This window comes from Pseudomonas sp. PME37.24/006, assembly GCF_055556635.1.
In genome coordinates this window covers 997508-1023711 of record NZ_JBVHNL010000004.1, presented here as the reverse complement: position 1 = coordinate 1023711, position 26204 = coordinate 997508, and the positions used below count along the sequence as shown (strand labels likewise).

The 26204-nt window shown below is 63.3% G+C and carries 26 protein-coding genes; 12 read left to right on the top strand and 14 right to left on the bottom strand.

The features are described 5' to 3' along the window. Positions 1-7: 7 nt before the first annotated feature. A complete protein-coding gene (locus ACZ3GY_RS20765) occupies positions 8-2293 on the bottom strand; it encodes an ABC transporter permease family protein (RefSeq protein WP_465911814.1) in 2286 nt (761 codons plus the stop codon). 167 nt (positions 2294-2460) lie between these two features. After that, a complete protein-coding gene (locus ACZ3GY_RS20760; protein WP_465911813.1) occupies positions 2461-3429 on the bottom strand; it encodes a PstS family phosphate ABC transporter substrate-binding protein in 969 nt (322 codons plus the stop codon). A gap of 302 nt (positions 3430-3731) precedes the next feature. Here ACZ3GY_RS20760 and ACZ3GY_RS20755 point away from each other — a divergent pair, with 302 nt between their 5' ends. After that, positions 3732-4133 (top strand): acyl-CoA thioesterase, encoded by a 402-nt coding sequence (locus ACZ3GY_RS20755; protein WP_179539366.1) that lies wholly within the window; start codon positions 3732-3734, stop codon positions 4131-4133. Between the two features lie 48 nt (positions 4134-4181). On the opposite strand, the gene ACZ3GY_RS20750 is transcribed toward ACZ3GY_RS20755, so the two are convergent. Both ACZ3GY_RS20750 and pyrE read right to left on the bottom strand, forming a co-directional pair. Then, complete coding sequence (locus ACZ3GY_RS20750; protein WP_463563141.1) at positions 4182-4775, bottom strand: DUF4124 domain-containing protein; 594 nt, start codon at positions 4773-4775, stop codon at positions 4182-4184. Between the two features lie 28 nt (positions 4776-4803). Further along, positions 4804-5445 (bottom strand): orotate phosphoribosyltransferase, encoded by a 642-nt coding sequence (pyrE, locus tag ACZ3GY_RS20745; RefSeq protein ID WP_225836398.1) that lies wholly within the window; start codon positions 5443-5445, stop codon positions 4804-4806. 93 nt (positions 5446-5538) lie between these two features. Here pyrE and crc point away from each other — a divergent pair, with 93 nt between their 5' ends. Further along, positions 5539-6318: a catabolite repression control protein Crc gene (gene crc, locus ACZ3GY_RS20740; protein ID WP_225836400.1), complete on the top strand. Its 780-nt coding sequence runs from the start codon at positions 5539-5541 to the stop codon at positions 6316-6318. Positions 6319-6471: 153 nt separating this feature from the next. Continuing rightward, positions 6472-7356 carry an EamA family transporter gene (locus ACZ3GY_RS20735; protein ID WP_465911812.1) on the top strand — a complete coding sequence of 295 codons (885 nt, stop codon included), beginning with the start codon at positions 6472-6474 and terminating at the stop codon, positions 7354-7356. 154 nt (positions 7357-7510) lie between these two features. Here the strand turns inward: ACZ3GY_RS20735 and trmB are convergent, their stop codons facing one another. The 4 genes from trmB to ACZ3GY_RS20715 all read right to left on the bottom strand — a co-directional run bounded on the left by trmB (position 7511) and on the right by ACZ3GY_RS20715 (position 9826). Continuing rightward, complete coding sequence (gene trmB, locus ACZ3GY_RS20730; RefSeq protein WP_463565972.1) at positions 7511-8182, bottom strand: tRNA (guanosine(46)-N7)-methyltransferase TrmB; 672 nt, start codon at positions 8180-8182, stop codon at positions 7511-7513. Between the two features lie 149 nt (positions 8183-8331). Continuing rightward, a complete protein-coding gene (locus ACZ3GY_RS20725; RefSeq protein WP_225836404.1) occupies positions 8332-9126 on the bottom strand; it encodes a thiazole synthase in 795 nt (264 codons plus the stop codon). 45 nt (positions 9127-9171) lie between these two features. Continuing rightward, positions 9172-9372, bottom strand: a complete 201-nt coding sequence (gene thiS / locus ACZ3GY_RS20720; RefSeq protein ID WP_465911811.1) for a sulfur carrier protein ThiS — start codon at positions 9370-9372, stop codon at positions 9172-9174. An 82-nt stretch (positions 9373-9454) separates the two neighbouring features. Beyond that, a complete protein-coding gene (locus tag ACZ3GY_RS20715; RefSeq protein ID WP_465911810.1) occupies positions 9455-9826 on the bottom strand; it encodes a DUF423 domain-containing protein in 372 nt (123 codons plus the stop codon). A 149-nt stretch (positions 9827-9975) separates the two neighbouring features. Between ACZ3GY_RS20715 and mtgA the strand changes: the two genes are divergently transcribed. Further along, positions 9976-10698 carry a monofunctional biosynthetic peptidoglycan transglycosylase gene (gene mtgA, locus ACZ3GY_RS20710; protein WP_463563136.1) on the top strand — a complete coding sequence of 241 codons (723 nt, stop codon included), beginning with the start codon at positions 9976-9978 and terminating at the stop codon, positions 10696-10698. 203 nt (positions 10699-10901) lie between these two features. Here mtgA and rpoH read toward each other — a convergent pair whose 3' ends face one another. From rpoH to ftsY, 4 genes are all read right to left on the bottom strand, one after another. Further along, on the bottom strand, positions 10902-11756 hold the full coding sequence (gene rpoH, locus ACZ3GY_RS20705; RefSeq protein ID WP_463563135.1) for an RNA polymerase sigma factor RpoH: 855 nt from the start codon (positions 11754-11756) through the stop codon (positions 10902-10904). 132 nt (positions 11757-11888) lie between these two features. Then, complete coding sequence (ftsX, locus tag ACZ3GY_RS20700) at positions 11889-12905, bottom strand: permease-like cell division protein FtsX (protein ID WP_463563134.1); 1017 nt, start codon at positions 12903-12905, stop codon at positions 11889-11891. Continuing rightward, positions 12902-13573 carry a cell division ATP-binding protein FtsE gene (gene ftsE, locus ACZ3GY_RS20695; RefSeq protein ID WP_225836414.1) on the bottom strand — a complete coding sequence of 224 codons (672 nt, stop codon included), beginning with the start codon at positions 13571-13573 and terminating at the stop codon, positions 12902-12904. The genes ftsX and ftsE overlap by 4 nt, the downstream gene beginning before the upstream one ends. Continuing rightward, positions 13573-15003, bottom strand: coding sequence for a signal recognition particle-docking protein FtsY (gene ftsY, locus ACZ3GY_RS20690; RefSeq protein WP_465911809.1), 1431 nt, complete (start codon positions 15001-15003; stop codon positions 13573-13575). The genes ftsE and ftsY overlap by 1 nt, the downstream gene beginning before the upstream one ends. Positions 15004-15269: 266 nt before the next feature. Between ftsY and ACZ3GY_RS20685 the strand changes: the two genes are divergently transcribed. The 8 genes from ACZ3GY_RS20685 to ggt all read left to right on the top strand — a co-directional run bounded on the left by ACZ3GY_RS20685 (position 15270) and on the right by ggt (position 23903). Then, positions 15270-16625 carry a M16 family metallopeptidase gene (locus ACZ3GY_RS20685; RefSeq protein ID WP_465911808.1) on the top strand — a complete coding sequence of 452 codons (1356 nt, stop codon included), beginning with the start codon at positions 15270-15272 and terminating at the stop codon, positions 16623-16625. Then, positions 16618-18108, top strand: coding sequence for a M16 family metallopeptidase (locus ACZ3GY_RS20680; RefSeq protein WP_465911807.1), 1491 nt, complete (start codon positions 16618-16620; stop codon positions 18106-18108). The genes ACZ3GY_RS20685 and ACZ3GY_RS20680 overlap by 8 nt, the downstream gene beginning before the upstream one ends. Beyond that, entirely contained in the window at positions 18108-18710 is a 603-nt protein-coding gene (gene rsmD / locus ACZ3GY_RS20675) for a 16S rRNA (guanine(966)-N(2))-methyltransferase RsmD (RefSeq protein WP_465911806.1), read from the top strand. The genes ACZ3GY_RS20680 and rsmD overlap by 1 nt, the downstream gene beginning before the upstream one ends. Positions 18711-18737: 27 nt before the next feature. After that, positions 18738-19760, top strand: coding sequence for a hydrolase (locus ACZ3GY_RS20670; RefSeq protein WP_465911805.1), 1023 nt, complete (start codon positions 18738-18740; stop codon positions 19758-19760). Positions 19761-19771: 11 nt separating this feature from the next. After that, a complete protein-coding gene (locus ACZ3GY_RS20665; RefSeq protein ID WP_465911804.1) occupies positions 19772-21199 on the top strand; it encodes a coniferyl aldehyde dehydrogenase in 1428 nt (475 codons plus the stop codon). 123 nt (positions 21200-21322) lie between these two features. Beyond that, entirely contained in the window at positions 21323-21805 is a 483-nt protein-coding gene (coaD, locus tag ACZ3GY_RS20660; protein ID WP_463563127.1) for a pantetheine-phosphate adenylyltransferase, read from the top strand. 152 nt (positions 21806-21957) lie between these two features. Then, the gene (locus tag ACZ3GY_RS20655; RefSeq protein WP_463563126.1) at positions 21958-22209 is read left to right on the top strand and encodes a YfhL family 4Fe-4S dicluster ferredoxin; all 252 of its coding nucleotides are present in this window, start codon (positions 21958-21960) and stop codon (positions 22207-22209) included. Between the two features lie 2 nt (positions 22210-22211). Continuing rightward, positions 22212-23903, top strand: a complete 1692-nt coding sequence (ggt, locus tag ACZ3GY_RS20650) for a gamma-glutamyltransferase (protein WP_465911803.1) — start codon at positions 22212-22214, stop codon at positions 23901-23903. A gap of 12 nt (positions 23904-23915) precedes the next feature. Here the strand turns inward: ggt and ACZ3GY_RS20645 are convergent, their stop codons facing one another. Both ACZ3GY_RS20645 and ACZ3GY_RS20640 read right to left on the bottom strand, forming a co-directional pair. Next, positions 23916-25733, bottom strand: coding sequence for a Na/Pi cotransporter family protein (locus tag ACZ3GY_RS20645; RefSeq protein ID WP_465911802.1), 1818 nt, complete (start codon positions 25731-25733; stop codon positions 23916-23918). Positions 25734-25828: 95 nt separating this feature from the next. Next, a complete protein-coding gene (locus tag ACZ3GY_RS20640) occupies positions 25829-26170 on the bottom strand; it encodes a multidrug transporter (RefSeq protein ID WP_463563124.1) in 342 nt (113 codons plus the stop codon). Positions 26171-26204 lie beyond the last annotated feature (34 nt).

Sequence of the window (26204 nt, the reverse complement as noted above, 5' to 3'; positions counted from 1 at the left end):
GCAGTCCTCAGAGCGAAGCGTACTTGACGCGCAGGCGCTGACGCACCAGCTCGGCCAGCGTATTCATGACGAATGTGAACGACAGCAGCACCAGGGCGGAGAGGAACAGCACCCGATAATGGGTACCGCCCACTTCCGACTCAGGCATCTCTACCGCCACGTTGGCTGCCAGGGTGCGCAGACCCTCGAAGATGTTCATGTCCATGATCGGCGTGTTACCGGTGGCCATCAGCACGATCATGGTCTCGCCGACAGCACGGCCCATGCCGATCATCAGCGCCGAGAAGATACCCGGACTGGCTGTCAGGATCACCACGCGTGTCAGGGTCTGCCACGGCGTGGCGCCCAGGGCCAGAGAGCCGAATGTCAGGCTCTTCGGCACACTGAACACCGCGTCTTCGGCGATCGAGTAGATGTTTGGGATCACCGCGAAACCCATGGCCAGACCGACTACCAGAGCGTTGCGCTGATCGAACGGAATGCCCAGGTCATCGCTCAGCCAGGCACGCATGTTGCCGTCGAACAGCCAGTTCTCCAGGTAGCCGCTCATGCTCAGCGAGACGATACCGACCAGCAGAATCACCGGAATCAGCAGCGCCGCTTCCCAGCCATCCGGCACACGCAGACGTACCGACTCAGGCAGGCGGCTCCACAGGAAGCCCGCCAGCAGAATGCCGATTGGCGTGAATATCAACAGACTGAAGATGCCGGGTAGGTGCCCCTCCACATAAGGTGCGAGGAACAGACCGGCGAAGAAGCCGAGGATCACCGTCGGCAGCGCTTCCATCAGCTCGATGACCGGCTTGACCTTGCCGCGCATGGCCGGCGCCATGAAGTAAGCGGTGTAGATCGCCGCAGCGATGGCCAGCGGAGCAGCCAGCAACATGGCGTAGAAAGCGGCCTTGAGAGTACCGAATGCCAGCGGTGCCAGGCTCAGCTTCGGCTCGGCATCGGTGTTGGCCGAGGTCGACTGCCAGACGTAAGCCGGCTTGTCGTAGTTCTCGTACCAGACCTTGCCCCACAGCGAGCTCCAGGAAATCTCCGGGTGCGGGTTATCGATCAGGATGCGCTCGATCTTGCCATTGGCTTCGACCAAAGCACGGTTGGCACGCGGCGACAGTGCGGCGATGTTGTGCCCTTCGGCGACCGGCTCGACCAGCAGGGTACGGTGCGCCGTACTGTGGAAGATGCCCAGGTTGCCCGCGTCGTCCAGGGCGATGAAGCCTTTGCGGCGCTCTTCCGAAATGATCTGGGTGACCGGGCTGTCGGCCATCTTGAATTCACGAACCGGCTTGAGCGAAGAATTGCCGTCTTCGTCACGCACCATGAACCACTGCTGGATGCCGCCGCTGCTGTCGCCAGTCAGCAGCGAGATGCCGCCCAGCAACGAGGTTGCATAGGTGATTTCGCGGCTGCCATCGTTGAGCAGTTTGTAACGACCGTTGAGAGCCTTGCTGCGCAGATCGAAGACATCGGCGGTGGCGCGACCGTTGACCACGAACAGCCAATGCTGACGTGGGTCGATGGTCAGTTCCTTGATCGGCTCGGCAATCTGCGGCAGCGCCAGGCGCTCCTCGCTGGTGCTGACTTCACCGGTCATCATGTTCTCTTCACGGCTCAGGCTCAGCACCTGAAGCTCGCTACCCACGGAGCCTGCGATCAGCAGCGTACCGCTGTTCACGCTTATGCCCATGTGCTCCAGCGGGCGGCCCTGAGGGTCGATATCGAGCGGCGCTTCGCCGAACGGATAGACGATGGCCGGAGTGATGGTCTTCACATCATTCGGGTAGGAGATGCGATAGGTGTGCTCGAATACCAGCGCCTGGCCATTGGAGAGACCGAGGGCAACGCGGTGGCTGCCCGGCTGATCTTCACCGACGGACACCACTTCGCTGCCTGCAGGCAGAGGCAGTTCGACACTGGTCAGCGCCTCCATGCTCTTGGCATCGAAGAACTGGATCTTGCCGTCGCTCGCCAGGCGCATGCCGACCTGGTTCTGTTCTTCCAGGGACATCAACAGCGGGGTGCCTGCATCGGCCAGCCACGCTGGCTGTATGGCATCGCGCTTCTCGATGTCTGCACCCTGGAACATCGGCAGCACGACATAGGCGAGGTAGAAGAAGATCAGAGTGATGGCGCCCAGTACGGCCAGGCCACCAATCGACACGCACCAGCGTGCCAGGCGATCCTTGAAGGCGCGTATGCGGCGCTTGCGTTGCAGGGCCGGCGTATTGAAGTCCAGCCCGAGGGAATTTGGAGAGGCGGTCATGGGTTCACTTGCCAAGTCATTCATAGTGGAGAGCGTCTCTGCGCGGCCATGAGCGCGCCGTATTTTTCGTCTGTTTCACGAGCCGGGCCAATCTAGCGCGTTCGTGTGACAGAAAAGTTACAGCACGGTGACGTAGCGAAGCCCACCTCTCGAAGAGAGGCGGGCTGCGGGGATTGCTTACTTCAGGCGGCTTACAGCCCCAGTTCCTTGCGAGTCTTCTCGACTACCTTGGCAGGCAGCGGGATGTAGCCATCCTTGACCACGACGTCCTGGCCCTGCTTGGACAGGATCAGCTTCAGGAACTCTGCATCCAGCGGGCTCAGCGGCTTGTTAGGCGCTTTGTTCACGTAGATGTAGAAGAAGCGAGCCAGCGGGTACTTGCCCGACAGCGCGTTGTTCTCGTTGGCCTCTTCGACCTCGCCCTTCTTGTTCACCAGGGGAACGGCACGGACGCTGGCAGTGCGGTAGCCAATGCCCGAGTAACCGATGGCGTTGACGGTGCTGGAGATCGACTGCACAACGGAAGCCGAACCTGGCTGCTCGTTGACGTTGGACTTGAAGTCACCTTTGCACAGGGCTTCTTCCTTGAAGTAGCCGTAGGTGCCGGATACCGAGTTACGACCGAACAGCTGGATCGGCTTGGCCGCCCACTCACCGGTCAGACCCACTTCACCCCAGGTTTTCAGCTCTTTCGGCTCACCGCACAGACGAGTGCTGGAGAAGATGGCATCGACCTGCTGCATGGTCAGTTGCTTGATCGGGTTGTCTTTGTGCACGAATACGGCCAAGGCATCGATGGCGACCGGAACGGCAGTCGGCTTGTAGCCGTACTTCTGTTCGAAAGCCTGGATCTCGCTGTCTTTCATGGCACGTGACATCGGGCCCAGGTTGGCGGTGCCTTCGGTCAGTGCAGGTGGCGCGGTGGAGGAACCGGCGGCCTGAATCTGAATGTTCACGTTCGGGTAGGACTGCTTGTAGTTCTCAGCCCACAGGGTCATCAGGTTGGCGAGGGAGTCGGAACCGACGCTGGACAGGTTGCCCGATACGCCCGAAGTCTTCTCATAGGTCGGCAGAGCCGGATCGACAGCGGCAACCGCATGGGCAGTGGCAACGCCAGCTGCAACAAATGTCATGGCCGCCATCAAACGCTTCAGTTTCATGCCTTGCTCCTAGCAGAGTGGTAATCATTGAGAGGCCGGCGTGCCGTGGTCGTAGCGCCCGATTTACCGCCTTCTCACGATTGGGGTCGTGTTGGTTGGAACGGGGCTCAGTATCGTCAGCCGATGTGACCACTCTATGTAATCAATATGACAGTTGGATGACGGCGCAAGACAGACATCGGCGATACAATCCGGGTGCACGGGCGCTCGCAACGCGCTAAGGTCGCGGGGCGACCACCCAGTCGGTATACTTTCCCGGCCCTACCCACAGGGCCAACCACAGCGCCGCGAGCCGTGAACCGATGAAAGACTTCGAACAGGAAGACCCGATACCTCAGGGCGATCTGGCACTACAGATCACCGCCCTACCGCGTGAAACCAATGGTTTTGGCGATATCTTTGGCGGCTGGCTGGTCTCGCAAATGGATCTGGCTGGCACAGCCATGGCGAGCAAGGTCGCGGCTGGCCGCGTGGCTACCGTGGCCATCGATCGCATGGCCTTTCTGGTTCCGGTGGCGGTCGGCGCGCAACTGTCCTTCTATACGCAGGCATTGGAAATCGGCCGTAGCTCGATCCAGATGCTGGTAGAGGTGTGGAGTGATGACCCGCTTTCCAGCGAATGGCGCAAGGTCACCGAGGCGGTATTCGTGTTCGTCGCCATCGACGGCAGTGGCCGCACCCGCTCGGTGCCCCCGCGCCGCTGAGCACAGTCGGCCCAACGTAGGCCGGCTGCAGAACCGCCCCTTCAGCCCTTAACGGCCCTGCCCGATCAGCTCGCTGACCCGCGCGCGATCCGCTGCAAAGCTGCTTTCCGCTTGCTTGCGCGACGCCTGATGGCGCTCGATTTCCTTCTTCAAACGCACCTGCTCATCACGCTGACCGTTGATCTGGACAAGCAACTGCTCGGGTACCGGACGCCCTGCCCGCTCCTGATCCGCAGCCTGCTTCTGCAAGTTGGCCTGCTGCAGGCGAACCGACTGCAGGTTGCCATTGGCCACACCGATCAGCCCGTCCAGTTCGGCCAACTTGCGAGCGCGAGCACGGTCGACGTCTGCCGGGCTGCTATATAGACGCAGCAACTGCACATCCGACTTGGCACGCTCGCGATCAGCCAGCAGCTTCTTCATTTCATCGGGCGTCGGCGCCGGCGGTACGACGCGCACGACACGGCCGTTCTCGTTGAGCACGTCATAGCCCTTGCCGATGAACTCACTGGGCACGCCTTGACGGTCGATTACCGTGATGCCCTGGGCATTGGTGTAGCGATACATCTCGCTGGCACTCGCCCATAGCGGCAGCAGCAGACTAAGCCAGAGGGTGCGACGCATGGTGGGCGATTTCGACATGAAGCACGTTCTCTCGGCTTGCCAGGGGTCAGATACCGTATTCGGCCCGATAGGCTTCCACAGCGGGTAGGTATTGTTTCAGTTCAGCATCATCGGCCAGATATTCCAGCACCTGTTGCAGAGAAACTATGCTCACCACCGGAATAGCGAAGTCGCGCTCCACTTCCTGGATCGCCGACAGCTCCCCACGACCGCGCTCCTGGCGATCCAGGGCAATCAGCACACCAGCAGCCTGGGCGTTCTGTGCCTGGATGATCTGCATCACCTCGCGGATCGCGGTCCCGGCGGTGATCACGTCATCAATGATCAGCACGCGACCATTGAGCGGGGCGCCGACCAGAGTGCCGCCTTCGCCATGATCCTTGGCTTCCTTGCGGTTGAAGCACCAGGGCAGGTCGAGATCATGATGCTCGGCGAGCGCCACGCCGGTGCTGGCGGCCAGCGGAATACCCTTGTAGGCCGGGCCGAACAGCACATCGAACTGGATGCCGCTGTCGACTACCGCGGCCGCGTAGAAGCGCCCGAGGCGAGCCAACGCAAGGCCGCTGGCGAACAGCCCGGCATTGAAGAAGTAAGGGCTGACGCGTCCCGACTTGAGGGTGAACTGGCCGAAGCGAAGAACGCCTCGCTCGATGGCGAAACGAATGAAATCGCGCTGATACGTTTGCATGAATGACCCTGAGGCGGCACTGGATGTGGCTTGGAATTACTAAATGGCGTCTAGCTCAGGTATCATACACGCACGTGTTTTTGGGGGCCATTTATGCGGATCATCAGTGTGAACGTGAATGGTATTCATGCTGCAGTCGAGCGCGGTTTGCTCAGTTGGCTGCAAGCACAGAATGCCGACGTGATCTGCCTGCAGGATACCCGTGCCTCCGCCTTTGAGCTGGACGACCAAGCCCTCCAACTGGATGGCTATTTCCTCTATGCCTGCGATGCAGAAGTACCAAGCCAAGGTGGCGTGGCGCTCTACTCGCGGTTGCAACCCAAGGCGGTAATCAGCGGGCTCGGTTTTGAAACGGCCGATCGCTACGGGCGCTACCTGCAGGCAGATTTCGACAAAGTGAGTATTGCCACACTGCTGATGCCATCAGGCATGGGCGGTGACGAGAACCTGAATCAGAAATTCAAGTTCATGGACGATTTCTCCAAGTACCTGGACAAGCAGCGCCGCAAGCGCCGCGACTACATCTATTGCGGCTCGTTGTATGTCGCCCATCAGAAACTGGACGTGAAGAACTGGCGCGATTGCCAGCAATCCCCCGGCTTCATGGCGCCCGAACGCGCCTGGATGGACGAGATCACCGGCACCATGGGCTATGTCGACGCCGTGCGCGAGGTCAACCGCGAGGCTGACCAGTTCAGTTGGTGGCCAGACAACGAACAGGCGGAGATGCTCAACCTGGGCTATCGCTTCGACTACCAGTTGCTCACACCAGGTATGCGCCGCAGTGTTCGCACCGCACGCCTGCCGCGTCAGCCGCGCTTCTCTCAGCATGCGCCGCTGATCGTCGACTACGACTGGACGCTCACCGTCTGATCGATGTCGCCGACACGAAAACGCCCCGACCTGTTCGGGGCGTTTTCATTTGTGCTGTGCTGTATGGGGAAAAACGCCGCCAACTGTGGCGTGTCAGCGCGAACCATCCGCGCTAGCCTGCGCGTCCGCATACCACCACACGAGGCCGCGCCCATGACACCCAAGGACATGCTGCTGGCCGCTGTGGTGATCGTCGCCTGGGGCGTCAACTTCGTCATCATCAAGGTCGGCCTGGAAGGCGTACCGCCGATGCTGCTCGGCGCCCTGCGTTTCGCACTGGCGGCGTTCCCGGCGATTCTCTTCATCCGCCGCCCGGACATGCCGCTGCGCTGGCTGCTCGCGTATGGCCTGACCATCTCCCTCGGCCAGTTCGCCTTTCTGTTCTCGGCCATGTACGCCGGTATGCCCGCCGGCCTGGCTTCGCTGGTGCTGCAGGCGCAGGCCTTCTTCACCCTGGGTTTCGCCGCGCTGTTCATCGGCGAAACGGTGCGCCGCAGCAGCCTGATTGGATTGGTCGTGGCGGCCGCAGGGCTGTTGCTGATCGGCAGCGAAAGCGGGCGCAGCTTCACCCTGGCCGGGTTCGTACTGACCCTGTGCGCGGCGGCGATGTGGGGGCTGGGCAATATCGTCACCAAGCGCATCGGCAAGGTGAATCTGGTCAGCCTGGTGGTATGGGGCAGCCTGATTCCACCGCTGCCGTTTTTCGCCCTGTCACTGATGCTTGAAGGGCCTGAACAGATTGAAACGGCGCTGCGCAACATTTCCCTCAACTCGCTGCTGGTCATCGCCTACCTCGCCTTTATCGCTACGCTGCTCGGCTATGGCCTGTGGAGCCGCCTGCTGTCACGCTACCCGGCCAGCCAGGTGGCACCCTTCTCGCTGCTGGTGCCGGTAGTGGGTCTTAGCTCGGCCTGGCTGCTACTGGGCGAAGGCCTGAGCAGCGTGCAGTGGATCGGCGCAGCCATCGTCATGCTGGGGCTGCTGATCAACGTGTTTGGTGCTCGCCTGTTACAACGCCTGCGTGGCGCCGCGGCCTGACCATCTACTAGCTGAGCCGCCGCAATACGCTTGTAGCCCGGGCAGAGCGCAGCGAAACCCGGGAAGCGACTCTTGCCGCAGAGCACATTCAAGATTGCTCCCTGCACATCGCTGCGCTCAGTGACAGACTACGAAAGTGTGCCCCGGGCACCGCTTAGTCGATGCGCTCGAACTTCAAGTCCCAGACCCCATGCCCCAAGCGCTCGCCGCGGCGCTCGAACTTGGTCACCGGGCGCTCGGCCGGGCGCTCCACGCAGCGGCCATCGGCTGCCTGATTGCGATAGCCTGGAGCGACGCTCATCACTTCCAGCATGTATTCGGCATAGGGCTCCCAGTCAGTGGCCATGTGCAGCACACCGCCGACCTTGAGCTTCTGACGTACCAGTTCGGCGAACGCCGGCTGAACGATGCGACGCTTGTTATGACGCGCCTTGTGCCAAGGATCTGGAAAGAACAGCAGCACGCGGTCGAGGCTGGCGTCGGCCACGCACTGACGCAGTACTTCCAGCGCATCGCAGCTGTAAACGCGCAGGTTGCTGAGGTTCTGGGTCATCACTCCATTGAGCAACGCACCCACGCCTGGCCGGTGTACTTCCACGCCAATGAAGTCCTGCTCAGGCGCTGCGGCGGCCATCTCCAGGGTGGAGTGGCCCATGCCGAAGCCGATCTCGAAAGTGCGCGGCGCCTGACGCCCGAATACCGCATCGAAATCCTGCAGGCCATCGCTCAACTCCAGGCCGAACTTCGGCAGGCCCTGATCGAAGCCACGCTGCTGGCCTTCGGTCATGCGCCCGGCACGCATCACAAAGCTTTTGATGGCGCGCATATGCCGTGGGATTTCTTCGGCTGGGGTTTGTTCGATATCGCTCATGGGGTACTCGGGACACGGAATAGGAAAGAGAAAACCGCGAACGGGGACTGCCTGTCCCCGCTCGGCACCTGCGTGGCAGGCTGAACTTAGCGTCTGTTCACGGCTTAGCGGATCATGCCGTCGAGGGGCGACGACGCGCTGGCATAGAGCTTCTTCGGCATGCGCCCGGCCAGGTAGGCCAGGCGGCCGGCCTCGATGGCGTATTTCATCGCCTGGGCCATCAGCACTGGCTGCTGGGCATGGGCGATGGCGCTGTTCATCAACACCGCCTCGCAGCCCAGCTCCATGGCGATGGTCGCGTCGGAAGCGGTGCCCACGCCGGCATCCACCAGCACCGGCACGGTCGCTTCTTCGAGGATGATGCGCAGGTTGTAAGGGTTGCAAATACCCAGCCCGGTGCCGATCAGACCGGCCAACGGCATCACCGCAATGCAGCCCATTTCCGCCAGCTGTCGAGCGATGATCGGGTCGTCGCTGGTGTACACCATCACGTCGAACCCTTCCTTGACCAGCACCTCGGCGGCCTTGAGGGTTTCGATCACGTTGGGGAACAGGGTCTTCTGGTCGGCCAGCACTTCCAGCTTAACCAGCTTGTGGCCATCGAGCAGCTCACGGGCCAGGCGGCAGGTGCGCACGGCTTCGACAGCGTCGTAACAACCGGCGGTGTTCGGCAGGATGGTGTAGCGATCCGGCGAAATCACGTCGAGCAGGTTAGGCTCACCCGGATTCTGGCCGATGTTGGTACGACGCACCGCCACGGTCACGATCTCCGCGCCCGAGGCCTCGATGGCTGCACGGGTCTCGTCGAGATCCTTGTATTTACCGGTACCGACCAGCAGGCGCGACTGATAGGTACGGCCGGCCAGGGTGAAGGGCTTGTCGCTGACAACGTGGCTCATGGGGATTCCTCTGCACGGAAGAGTTGGAAGGGCGTGGCGCAGGGCTCAACCGCCGCCGATGGCATGTACCACTTCGAGGCTATCGCCGTCGGCCAACGTAGTGCTGGCGTACTGGCTGCGCGGAACGATATCGAGGTTGCGCTCGACAGCAACGCGACGGCCCGCTAGCTGCAGGTGCTCGATCAGGTCGGCGACACTGGCGCCGTCGGGCAGCTCGAGGGCTTCACCGTTCAACTGGATATGCATGGCGACACGTCACAACAGGAGAAAGGGCCGGCATTCTAGCCCGATCACCGACGATGACCAAGGCACTGGCCGGCCATTCGTCTCAGGCCATGCGCCAGGCGAGCAACCCCAGGCACGCCCAGCCGGCCAGAAAAGCCAGGCCGCCGAACGGAGTGACGATACCCAGCTTGCTGACGCCACTGAGGGTGAGCAGATAGAGGCTGCCGGAAAACAGCACGATGCCCACGGCGAAGAAGCTGCCCGCCAGGTTCACCAAGCGGCCCGGCACCAGCAGGGCAAGAATGGCCACGCCGAGCAATGCCAGGGCATGGATCAGTTGGTAATGGGTACCGGTTTGAAACACGGCCAGGTATTCGGGGCTCAGCCTGCTCTTCAGGCCATGAGCCGCGAACGCCCCCAGAGCAACCCCGGAAAAGCCGGCAAACGCCGACAACAGCAACCACAGGCGAACCATAGCGTCCTCACCGATCATCATGGGATGAGGCAGTTTACGCCCTCGACCGTCCCTTAGCGCGCTCGCAATTGCCGCAGCGGCGGCAGCGTTGCCCGCAAGAGCGCTGGGAACCGTATAATGATCGGCCAATCAAGCCTGGCTCCCTGCGCATGCTCCGATCCATTCGCCGCGTCCTGCTGAAGCTGCTGTTCTGGTTCATCGCCGGTTCCGTCCTGCTGGTGCTCGCCTTCCGCTGGGTTCCGCCGCCAGGCACGGCGCTGATGGTCGAGCGCAAGATCGAATCCTGGATCGACGGCCAGCCCATCGACCTGCAACGTAGCTGGCGCTCCTGGGAGCAATTGCCCGACGACCTGAAGATCGCCGTCATTGCCAGCGAAGACCAGAAGTTCGCCCAGCATTGGGGCTTCGATATCGCCGCCATCAAGGCCGCGGTATCGCACAACCAGGAAGGCGGCTCGGTGCGCGGCGCCAGCACCCTTAGCCAGCAGGTAGCGAAAAATCTATTCCTCTGGTCTGGCCGCAGTTGGCTGCGCAAGGGCTTCGAGGTGTGGTTCACCGGGCTGATCGAGCTGCTGTGGCCGAAGCAACGCATCCTCGAGGTTTACCTCAATAGCGCAGAATGGGCTGACGGCGTATTCGGCGCGGAAGCGGCGGCGCAGCATCACTTCAACACCGGCGCGTCCTACCTCTCGGCGCGCCAAGCAAGCCTGCTGGCAGCCGTGCTGCCCAACCCACGGCAACTCAATGCGGGCCGCCCCAGCGGCTATGTCAACCAGCGTGCTAGCTGGATTCGCCGACAGATGCGCCAGCTGGGCGGCAGCCACTACCTGAACCAGCTACAGGCACCACGGCCGGGTTGGTGGGAGAAGTAGGCTGGACCGGGATACATAACGGGCGTGATGCGGTCATTGGTGGGCTGAAGCCCACCCTACGTCTATGTGTTGCCATCACCGACTGACTGATGGGCTGAAGCGTATCGCGCCCGGCCACCCTACTGGTGGCACACTCAGAGAATACTGCGCATACAAAAACGCCCCGAGCAGAGTCGGGGCGCTTCGGGCGTTGCTGGCTGGAATCAGGCGGCGATGGAGCCCTTGAGCTTGTTCATCGCGTTCTTCTCCAACTGACGGATACGCTCAGCCGAGACGTTGTACTTGGCTGCCAGCTCGTGCAGCGTGGCCTTTTCCTCGGCCAGCCAGCGCTGCTGGAGAATATCGCGGCTGCGCTCGTCTAGCCCCTGCAGGGCGTCGTACAGGTTGGCGCTGGAGGTATCGCTCCAGTCCTCGTCTTCCATCTGCCGCGCCGGGTCGTACCGGTGGTCTTCCAAGTACTGGGCCGGCGAATGGAAAGCACTGTCGTCGTCGGCATCAGCGGCTGGATCGAAGGCCATGTCATGGCCCGTCAGACGACTTTCCATCTCGCGGACTTCACGCGCCTCGACGCCCAGGCTTTCGGCTACGGCGTTGACTTCGTCGTTGTTCAACCAGGCCAGACGCTTCTTCTGGCTGCGCAGGTTGAAGAACAACTTGCGCTGAGCCTTGGTGGTCGCGACCTTGACGATGCGCCAGTTGCGCAGGATGAACTCGTGGATTTCGGCACGAATCCAGTGCACGGCGAAAGACACCAGGCGCACACCCATTTCCGGGTTGAAGCGCTTGACCGCCTTCATCAGGCCGACGTTGCCTTCCTGGATCAGGTCAGCCTGAGCCAGGCCATAGCCGGAATAACTGCGCGCGATGTGCACAACAAAACGCAGGTGGGCCAGCACCATCTGGCGGGCGGCCTCAAGATCCTGGCTGTAGAAGAGATTGCCGGCCAGTTCGCGCTCCTGCTCAGGCGTCAGCAGCGGAATGCTGTTGACTGCATGCACGTATGCTTCCAGGTTTGCGCCTGGAACCAGAGCATGAACAGGTTGCAAAGAAGTGGACATTTGAATCCTCCGATTCACATAACGTACGCAGTGTAGCACTGCGCAATATGACCGGAAGCCCCCATCCTGGTTCCCCGATCAATAGTCAATATCAACCAAATCAATAAGTTGGCGAGGCGTCAAACTAGCGCCTCAGCGAGGGGCAAGCTCCCTTAGGTGTCGCGCCACCGCCAGCCACGCACCGATATACCCCAACAGCACCGCTCCCAGCAATAGGGAGAAGCCGTCCCCTGACGGCACACCGGCCAGCGCGAAGTCACTGCCGTACAAACCGGACAGGCGCACCACGGCATCGTTCAACCAGTTCAATCCGAAGGCCAATACCAGCCAGGACAGCACACCGGCGCCCAGGCCGTACAGCGCGCCCATATAAAGGAAGGGACGACGAACGTAGCTGTCGGTACCGCCGACCAGCTTGATCACTTCGATCTCGGTGCGGCGGTTCTCGATATGCAGGCGAATGGTGTTACCGATCACCAGCAGCAGCGCCATGATCAGCAAAACCGTGAGGCCAAAAACGAAACGGTCACCCAACTTGAGGATCGCGCTCAAGCGCTCGACCCAGACCAAATCCAGCTGTGCCTGCTGCACGTTGGGCAGCTCTGCCAAACGCAAACGCAACGCCTCAAGAGTGGCTTTGTCGACTTCCTTGGGCGTTACCAGCACAGCGCCGGGCAACGGATTGTTCGGCAACTCTTTGAGGGCTTCGCCCAACCCGGACTGCTGCTGGAACTCTTCTAGGGCCTTGTCGCGGCTGATCCATTCGGCTTCGGCGACGTCGTCCATGCCGGCAATTTCTTCGCGCAGGGCCTGGCCCTGACTATCGCTGGCGTCGATAGTGAGGAACACCGAAATCTGCGCGGCACGCTCCCAAGTACCGCCAAGACGCTCGACATTGCTGAGCAGCAGCGACAGCCCCATGGGCAGGCTGAGCGCCACAGCCATCACCAGGCAGGTGAAGAAGCTGCCGATCGGCTGTTTGCCGAGACGGCGCAAGCTATCGACCAGGCTGGCACGGTGGCTCTCCACCCAAGCGTGGGTCAGGGTACGGAAATCCGGTTCGTCGTTCGGCCCTTGGGGCTCGGCGTTCTTCGGCGCCGCGCCGACACGCTGGGCGGGCTGCGGTGGTGGTACGCGGGAAGCACTCATTCCGCGGCCTCCCCGTCGCCGATCAGGCGGCCACGCTGCAGGGTGAGCATGCGATGGCGCATGCGGGCGATCAGGGCCAGGTCGTGACTGGCGATCAGCACGCTGGTGCCAAGGCGGTTGATGTCTTCGAATACGCCCATGATTTCCGCCGCCAGACGTGGGTCGAGGTTACCGGTGGGTTCGTCGGCCAGCAGCAGGGCCGGACGATGGACGATGGCGCGGGCGATGCCAACGCGCTGTTGCTGACCAGTCGACAGGTCGCCTGGGTACAGCTCGGCCTTGTCGCTGAGGGAAACTCGCTCCAGCGCAGCGCCGACACGGCGGCCGATATCACTCTTGGAAAGACCAAGGATCTGTAGCGGCAGGGCGATGTTGTCGAACACGCTGCGATCGAACAGCAGTTGGTGGTTCTGAAACACCACGCCGATCTGCCGACGCAGGAAGGGAATCTGCGCATTGGTGATCTGCGACAGATCCTGACCAGCGAGCAACAGCTTGCCCGACGTCGGGCGCTCCATGGCCAGCAGTAAACGCAGCAGCGTGCTCTTGCCGGCGCCAGAATGGCCGGTGACGAACAGAAACTCGCCGCGACGGACGCGGAAACTCAACTCATGCAACCCGACATGACCGTTGGGGTAACGCTTGCCGACCTGCTCGAATCGGATCATCACTGCTCCCGCTGCTGGAAAAGCGCCTGAACGAAGGGTTCGGCCTCGAAAGTGCGCAGATCATCGATGCCTTCGCCAACGCCGATATAGCGAATGGGCAGGCCGAACTGCTTGGCCAGGGCGAAAATCACCCCCCCCTTGGCCGTACCATCCAGCTTGGTCAGGGCCAGACCGGTCAAGTTCACTGTCTGGTTGAATTGTTTAGCCTGGTTGATCGCGTTCTGTCCGGTACCGGCATCAAGCACCAGCAGCACTTCGTGGGGCGCAGTGTCATCCAGTTTGCCGATCACCCGGCGCACCTTCTTCAACTCTTCCATCAGGTTGTCTTTGGTGTGCAGGCGCCCGGCGGTATCGGCGATCAGCACATCCATACCGCGGGCCTTGGCAGCCTGCACGGCATCGAAGATCACCGAGGCGGAATCGGCGCCAGTGTGCTGGGCGATCACAGAAATCTTGTTGCGCTCGCCCCACACCTGCAACTGCTCCACTGCGGCGGCGCGGAAAGTGTCGCCAGCAGCGAGCATGACTTTCTTGCCCTCGCCCTGCAGCTTCTTGGCCAGTTTGCCAATGGTGGTGGTCTTGCCGGCGCCGTTCACGCCCACCACCAGGATCACGAAGGGCTGCTTGCCAGTATCAATGCGCAAGGGCTGCTCAACCGGGCGCAGCAGCGCGGCGAGCTCCTCCTGCAGGGATTTGTAGAGTGCATCACTGTCGGTCAACTGCTTGCGCGCGACCTTCTGGGTCAGGCTCTGGATGATCGCCGTGGTGGCCTCGACGCCAACGTCGGCGGTGAGCAGACGGGTCTCGATCTCGTCGAGCAGATCATCGTCGATGACCTTCTTGCCAAGGAACAGACTGGCCATGCCCTCGCCCAGGCTGGCGCTGGTTTTCGACAGGCCCTGGCGCAGACGGGAAAACCAGCCACCCTGGTTGTCCGACGGTTTGTTCTGCTCGACGACCGGCGCGGGCACTTCGACAGGCGCTGCCAGCACGGCAGCCGGGGTCGCCGGCATGGCGTGATGAATGTCGCTACCAGTGGCCAGCTCGACAGGGTGCTCGAGCGCAGCGGCAGGCTGCTCGGCGACCGGCTCGTCCAGCGCCTCGGGGCCGTGACGGGTCGGTAGCGGGTCGATCACGATCGGTTCTGGCGCGGGCGCCGGCTCGGTAATAGCAACCGGCTCTGGCGCAGCGACTTCAACCACAGTCGGCTCGCTCAGCTGAGGCTGCTCAGGCACCTCGAGCGCGACCGGCTCGGGTGCTTCGAGCACATCAGGCTGCGCCTCGGTTTCAGCCTGAGGCTGTGCGGGAGCGGGCTCTACAGGCTTCTTGCGCAGCCAGCCGAACAGGCCGCGCTTTTCAGTGGCTTTCTCTGCGCCCTGTTCGGCGCTGGCATCAGGGGCCGGGGTCTTGTCGTCTTTTGAACCAAACATGGAGGACGGCTATCTCAGAGGGGCGAACGCCATGGCCCTTGCACGGTGGGGCTGAGGGCAGTGCTTGGCGGCAGGCGTGCAGGGGATTCGCACACCATCGCTGCACAGACGTGGTCGCCAGTAAAACGGATGCGTATCCTAGCACCTCCGCACATGCCACGGCTAAGCCAACACCCCATCTGGCGCTACGCGGTACCTGCTGCACGACCGCGGCCCAGCCGTCGTCGCAATCGCCACGCTCAACGTGGTTCTACGAGGAGAGAGGTTTGTCCAATTCACTTGCCCGCCATCTCGCCGGCCTGCTGCTAGCCTGCGCCTTGCCCCTGGCAGCCCAGGCCACGGCGCCACAACCGACCCATGAATTCACTCTCGATAATGGCCTCAAGGTCATCGTCCGCGAGGATCACCGCGCCCCGGTAGTGGTGTCCCAGCTCTGGTACAAGGTGGGCTCGAGCTACGAGACCGCTGGCCAGACAGGGCTGTCCCACGCCTTGGAACACATGATGTTCAAGGGCAGCCGCAAGCTCGGCCCGGGTGAAGCCTCCCGTGTGCTGCGCGACCTGGGCGCTGAAGAGAATGCCTTCACCAGCGACGACTACACCGCCTACTACCAGGTGCTGGCCAGTGATCGCCTGGGCGTCGCCTTCGAACTGGAAGCGGATCGCCTGGCCAGCCTGCGCCTGCCGGCCGACGAGTTCTCCCGCGAGATCGAGGTGATCAAGGAAGAGCGCCGCCTGCGCACTGACGACAAACCGTCGGGCCTGGCCTTCGAACGCTTCAAGGCCATGGCTTACCCGGCCAGCGGCTACAGCATCCCGACCATTGGCTGGATGGCCGACCTCGATCGTATGACCGTGGACGAACTGCGCCACTGGTACCAGACCTGGTACGTGCCCAACAACGCTACCCTGGTGGTGGTCGGCGACGTGACCCCGGACGCGGTCAAAGCGCTCGCGCAGCGCTACTTCGGTGCGATCCCCAAGCGTGAGATACCGGCCGCCAAGATTCCCCTGGAACTGCCGGCGCCGGGCGAGCGACGCATCACCCTGCACCTCAAGACCCAGTTACCAAGCCTGATGATGGGCTTCAACGTACCCGGCCTGGCCACGACCAAGACGCCGCGCGAAGTGCATGCACTGCGCCTGATCAGTGCCCTGCTCGACGGCGGCTACAGCGCGCGCCTGGCAACCCGCCTGGAGCGCGGCGAGGAATTGGTTTCCGGCGCAGGTGCCTGGTACAACGGCTACACCCGCGGCGACAGCCTGTTCATGGTCTCCGCCACACCCAACGTGCAAACCGGCAAGACCCTTGAGCAGACCGAAGCCGGCATCTGGCGCGAGCTGCAGGATCTGCAGAAGAACCCGCCGTCGGCCGAAGAGTTGGCCCGCGTGCGTGCTCAGCTGATAGCCGAACTGGTCTACGACCGCGACTCGATCACCAGCCAGGCCACCGCTATCGGCCAACTGGAAACCGTTGGCCTGTCCTGGCAACTGATCGACCAGGAACTGGCCGAGCTGGAAGCCGTGACCCCGGCCGATATCCAGAACGCCGCCAAGACCTACTTCACCCGCGAACGCCTCAGCGTCGCCCACGTACTGCCCGAGGAGAAGCGCGATGAGTAAGCGTAACGGCCCGCGCTACGCCCTGCTGGGGCTGTTCCTGATCGCCCTGCTGGTGGCCCTGACCTTCACCGTGCAGCGCGCCCCCGACGCCGCACCGACCACCGCCGACGCGCCAAAGAGCGATGACACCCAGCTGCAATCCCTGGCTGAGTTGGATGGCAAGGCGCCCGAGCGGCGCAAGCTCGACATCCAGAGCTGGCAGACCGCCGAAGGCGCCAAGGTGCTGTTCGTGGAAGCCCGCGAACTGCCGATGTTCGACCTGCGCCTGACCTATGCCGCCGGCAGCAGCCAGGATGGTGACGTACAGGGCCTGGCCATGCTGACCAACGCCATGCTCAACGAAGGCGTACCCGGCAAGGACGTCGGCGCCATCGCAGCGGGCTTCGAAAGCCTCGGCGCCGAGTTCGGCAATGGCGCCTACCGCGACATGGCCGTGACCAGCCTACGCAGCCTCAGCGATGCAGAGCAGCGCCAGCCGGCTCTGCAGCTGTTCGAGCAGGTCATCGGTCAGCCGACCTTCCCCGCCGACTCCCTGGCACGGATCAAGAACCAGGTGCTCGCCGGCTTCGAATTCCAGAAGCAGAACCCCGGCAAGCTGGCCAGCCTTGAGCTGTTCGAGCGCCTCTACGGCAACCATCCGTACGGCCACCCCAGCGAAGGCAACCCAAGCTCGGTTCCCGGCATCAGCCGCGAACAGCTGCAAGCGTTCCATGCCAAGGCCTATGCCGCTGGCAACGCGGTGATCGCCGTAGTCGGCGACCTGTCGCGCGAGGAAGCCGAGGCCATGGCTGCGGAAGTCTCCGCGGCACTGCCCAAGGGCCCGGCGCTGGCAAAGACCGTCGCTCCCGAGGAGCCGAAAGCCGGCCTGAGCCACATCGACTTTCCGTCCAACCAGACCCACCTGCTGATCGCCCAGCTCGGTATCGACCGTCTTGATCCGGATTACGCCGCGCTGTACCTGGGCAATCAGGTGTTCGGCGGCGGTGGTTTCGGTACCCGACTGATGACCGAGGTGCGCGAGAAGCGCGGCCTGACCTACGGCGTCTACTCCGGCTTCAGTGCCATGCAGGCCCGTGGGCCGTTCATGATCAACCTGCAGACCCGTGCCGAGCTCAGCGATGGCACCCTGCAACTGGTCAAGGATCTGCTGGGTGACTTCATCGCCAACGGCCCGACCCAGGAAGAACTGGACGCCGCCAAGCGCGAGACGGCCGGCAGCTTCCCGCTGTCCACCGCAAGCAACGCCGCCATCGTCGGCCAGCTCGGTGCCATCGGTTTCTACGACCTGCCGCTGACCTATCTGGAAGACTTCATGGCTCAGGTGCAGGCGCTCAGCGTCGAGCAGGTGAAAACCGCCATGGCCAAGCATCTCGACCCTGAGGCGCTGGTGATTGTCACGGCCGGGCCGAAGGTCGAGCAGAAAGAGCTGCCGCCACCCACTGACAAACCCGCCGAATTACCGACTGGCGTCCCGGAGCACTGATGGCCAGACGACCCACTCCCGCCAAGCCCGTCGCCGCCCATGGCGGCGACGGGCAACTGCGCATCATCGCCGGCCAGTGGCGCAGCCGGCAGTTCGGCTTTCCCATGGCCCATGGCTTGCGCCCGACGCCCAACCGCGTACGGGAAACCCTGTTCAACTGGCTGGCACCCTACGTCGAAGCGGCCAAGGTGCTCGACCTGTTCGCCGGCAGTGGGGCGCTGTTTCTAGAAGCGCTGTCGCGCGGTGCTGGCAGTGCCCTGGCGCTGGATCTCAACCCGGCGGCGGTGAACAGCCTGCGCGGTCACCTAGCGACCCTGCACTGTGACAACGGCCAGGTACTGCAAAGCGATGCCCTCGCCTACCTGCAGACACAGCCCGCAACGCCCTTCGATCTGGTGTTTCTCGACCCGCCGTTCAGCCAGGATCTACTCCTGCCGGCCTGCGAGCTGCTCGAACAGCGCGGCTGGCTGGTCGATAACGCCTGGGTCTACACCGAAAGCGAGCAGCCACCGTCGAGCCTGGGCATGCCCGGTAACTGGCGCCTGCACCGCGAACAGAAAGCCGGCCAGGTGCATTACGCGCTGTGGCAGAGAAGCGCATAACCTGCGACGACACCCTTGAGGGCTGTAATGGCCAATGACTTCTCCCCAGCCTGGTGGTTACCTGGCCCTCATCTGCAAACCTTGTGGGGCTCGTTGGGTCGACGAGCCCCCGCCCTGCAGCGCGAGCGCGAGCGCCTGTGGCTGGAGGACGGCGACTTTCTCGACCTCGACTGGCACGGCCCTCACGACGCCCATACCCCGCTGGTGCTGGTGTTACATGGCCTGACCGGCTCATCGAGCTCCCATTACGTACTCGGCCTCCAGCAGCAGTTGGCCACCCAGGGCTGGGCCAGCGTGGCGCTCAATTGGCGGGGCTGCTCCGGCGAACCCAACCTGCTGCCGCGCGGCTATCACTCCGGCGCCAGCGAAGATCTTGCCGAAACCGTACGCCACCTGCGCGCCAAACGGCCCATGGCGCCGCTCTATGCAGTGGGCTACTCGCTGGGCGGCAACGTGTTGCTCAAGTACCTCGGCGAGAGCGGCGCTGAAAGCGACCTGCAGGGCGCTGCGGCGGTGTCGGTACCGTTTCGTCTCGATCAGTGTGCAGACCGCATCGGCGTGGGTTTCTCGCGGGTGTATCAGGCCCATTTCATGCGTGCCATGGTCGCCTACGTGAAGGACAAGCAGCGCCTGTTCGCCCATCAGGGCCAGGCAGACCGCCTGTCGATCCTGGAAAAGCTCGGCCCGCTGGACGGCATGCGTACTTTCTGGGATTTCGACGGCCGCATCACCGCGCCGCTGCACGGCTTCGAAAACGCCGACGACTACTACCGTCGCTCCTCGAGCCGCTATTACCTGGGGCGCATCCAGACGCCGACACTGCTGATCCAGTCCAGCGACGACCCGTTCGTATATCCCCACAGCCTGCCCGAGGCCGATGAGCTGGCGCCCTGCATCACTTTCGAACTGCATGCCAAGGGTGGTCACGTCGGCTTCGTCGACGGCACGGCGCGCCAGCCCGGTTATTACCTGGAGCGGCGGATTCCGCAATGGTTACTGGCGATGGATCAGAATATCCAGCCCAGATCCTCCACCCCGATCGGTTCGTAGAGGAGCCAGGTATGGCCGACAACCCAGGTTTCATGCAGCGCGAGCAGCAAATCGACGCACTGCAACAGCGCTTTCAGGCCCAGCGCGAGGCCTTCCAGGCCAACCCCATGCCCTCGGCCGACCAGCGCATCGCCTGGCTCGACAACCTCAAGGCACGCTTGCTCAGCGAGCAGGATGAGCTGATTCGCTGCATCAGCGAGGATTTCGGCAATCGTAGCGCCGATGAAACCCTGCTCGCCGAAATGCTGCCTACCGTGCATGGCATCCGCTATACGCGCAAACGCCTGAGCCGCTGGATGAAGCCTTCGCGGCGGCGTGTCGGCCTGCCCTTCATGCCGGCCTCGGCACGGGTGATCTATCAGCCGTTGGGGGTGGTAGGCATCATCGTGCCGTGGAACTACCCACTGTTTCTCGCTATCGCCCCGCTGGTCGGTGCCCTGGCCGCCGGCAACCGGGTGATGCTCAAGCTCAGCGAGGCCACCCCGCAAACGTCGCAGCGCCTCAAGGAGATGCTGGCGGGCATCTTCCCGGAAGACCTGGTCAGCGTGGTGCTCGGCGAAGCCGAGATCGGCATGGCCTTCGCGAAGCTGCCCTTCGATCATCTGCTGTTCACCGGTGCCACCAGCATCGGCCGCCATGTGATGCGCGCCGCCGCCGAGAACCTGACTCCGGTGACCCTGGAACTGGGAGGTAAATCCCCCGCCATTGTCTCCGCTGACGTACCGCTGGAGCATGCCGCCGAACGCATCGCCTTCGGCAAGACCCTGAACGCCGGGCAGACCTGCGTAGCCCCCGACTACGTGCTGGTACCGCGCCAGCGGGTGGAGGGCTTCGTCGATGCCTATCGCCGTGCGGTGCAGCGCTTTTATCCACAGGTCGAGGGCAACCCCGACTACACCAGCATCATCAACACACGCCAGCAGCAGCGCCTGCTCGGTTATCTGGCCGACGCCCGTGACAAGGGCGCGATGGTAATTCCTCTGGCCGCCGAGTGCGCGGATCGGCGCATGCCCCATAGCCTGCTGCTGAATGTCGACGACAGCATGCTAGTGATGCAGGACGAAATCTTCGGCCCGCTGCTGCCAGTCGTGCCCTACGACCGGCTCGACGACGCGCTGGCGTACATCGCCGCGCGCCCACGGCCACTTGCCCTGTACTACTTCGGCTACGACCGCCGCGAGCAGCAACACGTGTTGCACCACAGCCACTCCGGTGGCGTATGCCTGAACGACACCCTGCTGCATGTCGCTCAGGACGATATGCCATTCGGCGGTATCGGCGCCTCGGGCATGGGCCACTATCACGGCCACGAAGGATTTCTCACCTTCAGCAAGGCCAAAGGCGTGCTCATCAAGCAGCGTTTCAACACCGCCAGGCTGATCTACCCGCCCTATGGCAAGGCGCTGCAGAAGCTAGTCTACAAGCTGTTCATCCGCTGAGCGGCAGCCAGGCAGCGCGATTAACGCCCACATCCGCAGCCCCTCGCCGGGCCTCGACTTGGCCCACGCTGGCTTGCTGCGCTACCATCCGACTCCCCAACGGCATTCCGCCAGGACGTCACGATGAATCGAGTGTTATACCCAGGCACCTTCGACCCCATTACCAAGGGGCACGGCGATCTGGTCGAGCGCGCGGCGCGCCTGTTCGATACCGTGGTCATTGCCGTGGCCGCCAGCCCGAAGAAGAACCCCCTGTTCCCCCTGGAGCAGCGTGTGGAGCTGGCTCGGGAAGTCACCAAACACCTGCCGAACGTGGAAGTCATCGGCTTCTCCACGCTGCTGGCCTCGTTTGCCAAGGAACAAGGTGCCAACGTGTTTCTGCGTGGCCTGCGCGCGGTCTCGGATTTCGAGTACGAATTCCAGCTGGCCAACATGAACCGCCAGTTGGCACCGGAGGTGGAAAGCCTGTTTCTCACCCCGTCGGAGAAGTACTCGTTCATCTCCTCCACCCTGGTGCGGGAAATTGCCAACCTGGGTGGCGACATCACCAAATTCGTCCACCCCGCCGTGGCCGAAGCCCTGACCGAACGCTTCAAGGCACAGTGATCCAGGGAGCAGCGCGCGGGTAATCCCACACGCTGCGCAGGGGCGTCACTCCGTACGGCGCCCAAGCGTGCGCTGACGGCGACAATCCGGCACAATCGCGCATTCCTGTTTGAATGTGTCGCGGCCAGTGGCCCGGCAGGAGCTTGCCTTTCATGTCCCTGATCATCACCGATGATTGCATCAACTGCGACGTCTGCGAACCTGAGTGCCCGAACGCGGCGATCTCCCAGGGTGAGGAGATCTACGTGATCGACCCCAACCTGTGCACCGAATGCGTGGGCCATTACGATGAGCCTCAGTGCCAGCAGGTCTGCCCCGTGGACTGCATTCCCCTCGACGAAAACAACGTCGAGAGCAAGGAGCAGTTGCTGGAGAAGTACCAGATCCTCACCGGCAAGGCCTGAGGGTGCGCCGCTCTCCTTGCGGCCAGCACGCTATCTCGGCGCTGTTCAGCGCGCTGCTCCTGCTGTGCAGCCTTGGTCTGCAGGCCAGCGAACAGCCCGGGCGCAGCGCCATCGCCACAGCGCATCCCGCTGCCACCGTGGCCGGTCGGGAAACCCTGGCGCTGGGCGGTAACGCCTTCGATGCCGCCGTGGCCATCAGTGCAGCCCTTGCCGTGGTCGAGCCTTATGGCTCTGGACTGGGCGGCGGTGGTTTCTTCCTGCTGCGCAACGCCGACGCCAGCTACGACTTTCTCGACGCCCGCGAACGCGCGCCTGGCGCTGCCCATGCCGACCTCTATCGACGCGATGGGCAGGTGCAGGCGGCGCTGTCCCGCGATGGTGCGCTCGCGGCAGCCATTCCGGGCCTACCTGCGGCGCTGGTCGAGCTGGCCGAGCGACACGGCCGCCTGCCGTTGCGCGACAGCCTGGCCCCAGCCATCCGCCTCGCCCGCGAAGGCTTCCCGGTCGACCGCGTGTATCGCGAGCGTGCCGAGATGCGCCTGGCAACCATGCGCGACGATGCCGAAACCGCGCGGCTGTTTCTGGACGACGGAACGGTACCCAGAGAAGGCACGCTGCTGCGCCAAACGGAACTGGCCGATACCCTGCTGACGCTCGCGCGTGAAGGCCGCGATGGCTTCTACGCCGGGCCGCTAGCCGAGCGGCTGGTAGCCGGCGTGCGCGCTGCGGGTGGGATCTGGACGCTGCAGGATCTGGCCAACTATCGAACCGTGCAGCGCCAACCCATCCGTGTACCGCTGGCCGAAAACCGCGAGCTGATCAGTGCACCGCCACCCTCTGCCGGCGGCCTGGCTATCGCCCAGAGCCTGCTGATTCTGCAGCACCTGCCGTGGCGTGAGGCAGAACCGGTACAGCGCAGCCATCTGGTAGTGGAAACCCTGCGCCGCGTCTACCGCGACCGCGGCCTGCTGGGCGACCCGGATTTCGTGGACAGCCCTACCGCCAGCCTGCTCAACCCGGACTACCTGCAACGCCTGAGCGACAGCATCGATCCGCAGCGGGCCACGCCGAGTAACGAACTGCCGCCCGCCGGTACCTGGAAAGAAGGCGACCACACCACCCACTTCACCGTACTGGACGCCAGCGGCAACGCGGTGAGCGCCACCCTGTCGATCAACCTGCCATTCGGCGCCGCCTTCACCGTGCCCGGCACCGGCGTGCTGCTCAACGATGAAATGGACGACTTCGCCGCTGATCTGGCTGGCGCCAATGCCTACGGTCTGGCCGGCAGCCACGCCAATGCCATCGCCGCCGGCAAGCGGCCGCTGTCGAGCATGAGCCCAACCTTCGTGGAAAGTCCCAGCGAATTCACCAGCTTCGGCACACCAGGCGGCAGCCGTATTCCCAGTATGGTGCTGCTGTCGATCCTCGAGTACCTCGATGCCCAGCCCATCGAGCGCTGGCCGGCGGTACCGCGCTATCACCACCAGTACCTGCCGGACGTCATCGAACACGAACCGCAGACTTTCAGCGCCGCGCAGATCGCCGACCTGCAGGCGCGCGGCTACAGCCTGAAGGCGCTGGAGCGGACATACGGCAATCAGCAGGTACTGCGCTGGAACAAGACCACCGGGGCGGTGGAGGCGGCCAGCGATCCACGCGGGGTTGGCAGCAGCGACGTGCAACCACGCTGACCGGCGCCCCTGTCACTCGGTGACGATGGACGACGCCTCCTGACTGCCCAATTGCCGAAGCTCACGCAGCAAGGGCTGCTGCGCACCGATCATCAGAGCGTTGCGCAGACTCTGGATGATCCGGCTGGCATAACCCAGATCGTTCATCAGCGAGCTGGTCTGCAGGCCATCGAGCAGGCCGCTGCGTACCTGGGCGAACAGACGCTGTCGAAAATCACCATCGAAACGCCCCGCCTTGGCGTCCAGCGCATCCAGGTGTGCGAGCCAGGGTTCTTCGTCCAGCGTTGAACGCGCCAGCTCACGCACCTCGTGCAGCGCTGTGAGCAGATGCCCGCGCAGCTCCACGTAGGCATCCCGGGCTGCCGACGGCTCGGCCTCGAGGTAATAGCCGAGATTCTTCTGCAGGTGCTTGGCATCCTTCACCGCATCCACCAGTTGCAGCGCTGCTACCTGACAAGCAATCCAGAACTGTTGGTGCTGCTCGTCCAGCGGCTGCTCGAGACGCCCCATGAAACTCAGCAGATCGCCATACACGCCCTTGATATGGCGCTGGTACAGGGCCTCGGCATCGAAGTGGAAGCGTTCAGGCGGCGCCTGCAACAGCGCCGGTTCGACGCGAGCCCTGGCCAACTGATCCACCGGCAGGTAGAGGGCGTGGCAGATTACCTCCAGACTCAGGCGCCCGAGGTGACCGAGCTCCTGCACCACTGCACCAGCCGCCGCATCGGCGGAGTCCAGGGCACGCTCGTTCAGGTAACGCGCCTTGGTGCGTTCCGGCTCCCGGGTGGGATCCAACTCGGTGATCAGTACCTTGGGCTCCTGGCGATCCGGCAGCCAGCGCGTCAACCGCTTCGCCAACTGGCGCTGCCAAGGCCAGAAAAGCAGCACGCCCATGGCGTTGAACAGGGTATGGAACATGGCCAGCTGGATCAGCGGGTTGTCGCCCAGGCCGACGAGCCCGGCGATGGCATGCACCAGCCAGGCCAGCGGGCCGAGCAGCACGAACGCCAGCACACCGGTCACTACGTTGAACAGCACGTGTGCCAGCGCCAGGCGCTGGCCGCTGCGGTTACCGCCAAGGGAGCCGACGAATGCGGTGGTAACGCTGCTGCCGATGTTCGAACCAATGGCGATGGCCACGCTCTGGCTCAGTTCCAGCTGGCCCCCGGCTAGCGCGGCCAGGGTCAGCATCAGCGTGGCGTGGCTGGACTGCAGCACCACCGTCACCAGCAGGCCGATGGTCGCGAACAACAGGCTGCCAAGGATGCCCTGCACCTGATAGGCGGTCAGATCCAGGCCGTCGCCGAAACTGGCGAAACCGTCCTTGATCTGATCAATACCAAGAAAGATGAACGCGATACCGAGCACGATACGCCCGGCAGCCTTGCTGCGCGGCCCCAGAAAACTCGCCAGCACGCCGAAAACCAGCAGCGGCAGGGCCAGCGGCGACAGGCTGAGGTTCTGCCCAGCCATGGCCAGCAACCAGATGCCGCTGGTGGCACCGAGGTTGGCACCAAACAGGATGGCGATGCCACCGGCCAGTTGAATCAGCCCGGTGCTGATAAAGGCGATGGTCAGCAGCGACACCAGGGTGCTGGACTGCAACAGGAAGGTGCCGCCCACACCGAACAGCAGGCTCCTCAAGGGTGTCGACGTACTGCGCCCGAGCAACTGTTCCAGCTTGCTGCCGGCAAGCTGTCGCAGCCCCTCCTCCAGGCACTGCATGCCGAACAGAAACAGTGCAAGCCCGGCACAGAGCTGCGTCCAGGGCGCGCTAAACCAGAACGACAGGCCTAGCCCCAGCGCCACCAGTGGCAAAATGAACAGCATCGATCTATTGCCCAATGGCATCTCCTTTTGCCTGCGTGCAAACGAAAACGGCCCCTGACTCTGTAAGAGTCAGGGGCCGCTTGGTAATTCAGCGATTACTGGCGCTGGTTGTAACCATCACCGGTGCAACCCAGGCAGCGGACGAAAGCCGCCTTGCCGGGCTCGACCACCAGCGCGCGACCCGCCGCGCCGATACCGCCGCCGGCAGCCGAGAACGGCAGCGCGATGACGAAGGCGACAGCACCGATCGCCGTGGCACCGATCAACAGTGGGCGGGCGATTAGCAGATCCCCGATCATCGAGAAGGCATCCGGGGCCTGAACGGTGTAGAGCGGGTCGCCGCTGGCATTCTGCTGCGCCTCTTGCGCGTTGGCGGTCAGCGCCAGGGAGGCGGCAGTCAGCGCCAGAACAGCAGCGCAAGAGCGAAACAGTTTCATGGGACGATCCTTCGAAGATATACGGACGATGCGC